General features: G+C 58.0%; 3 protein-coding genes. All 3 read left to right on the top strand.

The window, feature by feature from the left end:
- The coding region (locus K1Y02_26490; protein ID MBX7259931.1) for an ATP-binding cassette domain-containing protein at positions 1-371 on the top strand (371 nt) is incomplete at its 5' end.
- A gap of 225 nt (positions 372-596) precedes the next feature.
- A complete protein-coding gene (locus K1Y02_26495) occupies positions 597-1946 on the top strand; it encodes a VWA domain-containing protein (protein MBX7259932.1) in 1350 nt (449 codons plus the stop codon).
- A gap of 16 nt (positions 1947-1962) precedes the next feature.
- Positions 1963-3046 (top strand): hypothetical protein (locus tag K1Y02_26500; protein MBX7259933.1); only part of this gene is annotated, 1084 nt, incomplete at its 3' end.

Consider the following 3046-nt stretch of genomic DNA (forward strand, 5'->3'; position numbering starts at 1 on the left):
TGACCGACCTCAGCATACTTCACCTCGCCGACAGCCCCGCCTACACCTTGTCTGGCGGTGAACGGCGTCGCACCGAGATATGCCGCGCGCTGGCAACGCGACCCAAAGCGTTCCTGCTCGACGAACCATTCGCGGGCATCGACCCCATCGCCGTGGCCGATCTGCAAGACATCGTCTCCGCGCTGAAGAACATCGGTATCGGTGTGCTTATCACCGACCACAACGTCCGCGAGACACTCGAAATCACCGATCGCGCCTACATCATCAGCGAAGGCCAAATCTCCGTCGCCGGTACGTCGCAGGAAATCGCCAACGATCCCATTGCGCGTCGTACCTACCTCGGCGACCGTTTCCGCATGGACTTCGAATAGACCGTCTTATCCATGCTGGTCCGTGCCGGCCCATGCCGGTCTGTGTTCGTCCGTGTTGGTTCGTGTCAGTCCGTGTTCGTCCGTGCTTTTACATTCTTTTTACATCCCCCTCACCCCGTTCTCACCACGTCATTGCTCTCTACGTCTATCCTGGCTCCAACAACCGCTCACATCCACTTCGGCTTCTCGACCGGTTAGTGGTATCGTGGGTACAAGGAGGCCACCATGACTCCCATGACTCGAACCGCGCTGCGGCACTTATCCAGGGCCATTCTTGCCCTGCTCCTCCTGGGCGCAATCGCGTGGGGCGAATCCGTTGATGTTGCGCTCGAAATCGCCAACCCCATCCTTCTGAAGAACCAGAAAGCGACTACCTACCTCCGTCTTTCGATGACCGGCAAAGAACCCCGTGACGCGGACCACCGCGCACCGGTTAATGTTGCTTTCGTAATCGACAAGTCAGGCTCCATGCAAGGTGACAAAATCGTTCGCGCCAAAGAGGCTATCCGTATGGCCATCGAAAGACTCCGCAATGACGATATTGTCTCCTTCGTCGCGTATGACACGAATGTGCGCGTACTGGTGCCCGCCACAAAACTCACTGACAAGCAGCCGGTCTACAGCGCCGTTGCGCAGCTCAGCGCGGATGGGTCCACGGCGCTCTTCGCGGGAGTAAGCAAAGGTGCGGCAGAACTTCGCAAGTTCCTCGATAAGGAACGTGTCAATCGCATTGTGCTTCTGTCCGACGGAATCGCCAACGTGGGGCCGAGTTCGCCCGGCGACCTCGCCGAACTTGGCACTTCACTGGGACGCGAAGGCATCGCCGTAACCACCATTGGCCTGGGTCTCGACTACAACGAAGACCTCATGACAAAGCTTGCGCAATCAAGCGATGGCAACCACATGTTCGCGGAAAACGCCGCCGACCTGGAACAAACATTCATGCGCGAATTCGGCGACGTGCTGACCGTCGTCGCCCAGGAAGTCAAGGCCACTATCCATTGCGAACCGGGTGTGCGGCCCGTGCGCATGCTTGGGCGCCAAGCGGATATTGACGGCCAAGACGTCACATTCACTCTGAACCAATTGTACGGCGGCCAGACCAAGTACGCCATACTCGAAGTCGAGGTCCCCGCGAGCAACCAAGACACTCAGCAAGGGGCCGTCAACGGCGTCGCCAGCGCGACATTCCGCTGCTGGGATATGGAGAGCAAGTCGCCGCGCGAATTTACGCGCACTGTCTCGGCCGTGTTTGTTGATTCGCCGGATGCCGTTGAGAGGAGCGCGAACGCCGATGTCATGGCTGCCGCCGTTTACCAAATTGGCGTTGAGCGCAATATCATGGCCATGCGCCTGCGTGACGAAGGCAAGATCGATGAGGCGCGCGAAGTCCTTCAAAGCAATGCGTACTACCTCCAGGAGAATGCGAACCGCTGGGGAAAGGACATGTTGAGTGAGTACAGTTCCAGCAATGTCGTCGCTATCGAAAATTTAGATGAAGCTCTATACAAAACCCAACGCAAGAAGATGCAAGAAGAGCAATACGAGATCGTAAACCAACAGAAGAAGCAATAGGATCCACCGGCAAGACGTGAAGCCCAGACTCTTTCTTGTGTATCTCCTAATCGTCCTCGCACCGCTTGCCGCGGTGACGTGGATGGGGGTCGTGCTGTCGCGCAACGAACATGCCATGATTCGTCTTCGCTTCGAGGAGGTCATGACCGGCCGGCTTCAGGATGTGTCCTCCGAGATCTCCAGATTGCTCGAACAGCGCGAACGGGATCTGATGGCATCGGGGCTGCGCGGCAGCATGACTCCCGCGGAGTTGCGCGAAAGCCTTCGTTCGTCGCCCATCGCACTTCAATTCTTTGTGCTTGATCCACAAGGCATGTTGCTCCACCCATCGCCCGGCGCCAAACTGACTAGGGACGAAGAGAGTTTTCTCGCGCGCACACGAACCATCTGGGAGCGCGGCGAAATCCCGGGGCCGGAATCGGAGGCAAACGGTGAGGCTGGTTCCGCTCAGCAACAATCCAGCAGTGCAATTCCTCCCGCGCTCACCGGAAACCTCCCCGTCTCTACCGCATCCAAAGGCTGGCATTCGAGCTATTGGGGGAACGGCATTCAGTTGCTCTTCTGGTGGCGTGACAATTCTGGTTCTATTGTCGGAGCTGAGATCAACGAAGTGCGCCTGTTAGCCGACATCATTGGCGCCCTCCCCGATTCGAATTCGCTTCGCGACGGGCGCATTGAGTTGCGCGACTCGCAAGATGCGGTTGTCTATCAATGGGGAGACTATCTAGGCACCAAAGGGAATCGCGCGCCCGTGCAACTCGCGCTTGCTCCACCCCTGGGCTCATGGCATCTGAACTACATAGTCCCCGACGATAGCCAAGGGGCTCCTCTGTGGTTTGGCATGGCATCGGGCATCGCAGCATTGGCCCTGGCGTGCGCAGGATTGGCGGTCTATTTCTACCGCGAAAACACGCGCGCCCTCCGCGAAGCGCAGCAACGCGTCACCTTCGTCAACCAAGTCTCTCACGAATTGAAGACACCCCTCACGAATATCCGGATGTACGCCGAAGTCCTGCAAGAAGATCTGTCGGAAACCGATGAGCGCATCCGCCGCCGGCTCGATGTCATCGTATCGGAAAGCCAACGCCTGAGCCGCATGA

The organism is Candidatus Hydrogenedentota bacterium (genome assembly GCA_019695095.1).
GTDB lineage: Bacteria > Hydrogenedentota > Hydrogenedentia > Hydrogenedentales > SLHB01 > JAIBAQ01.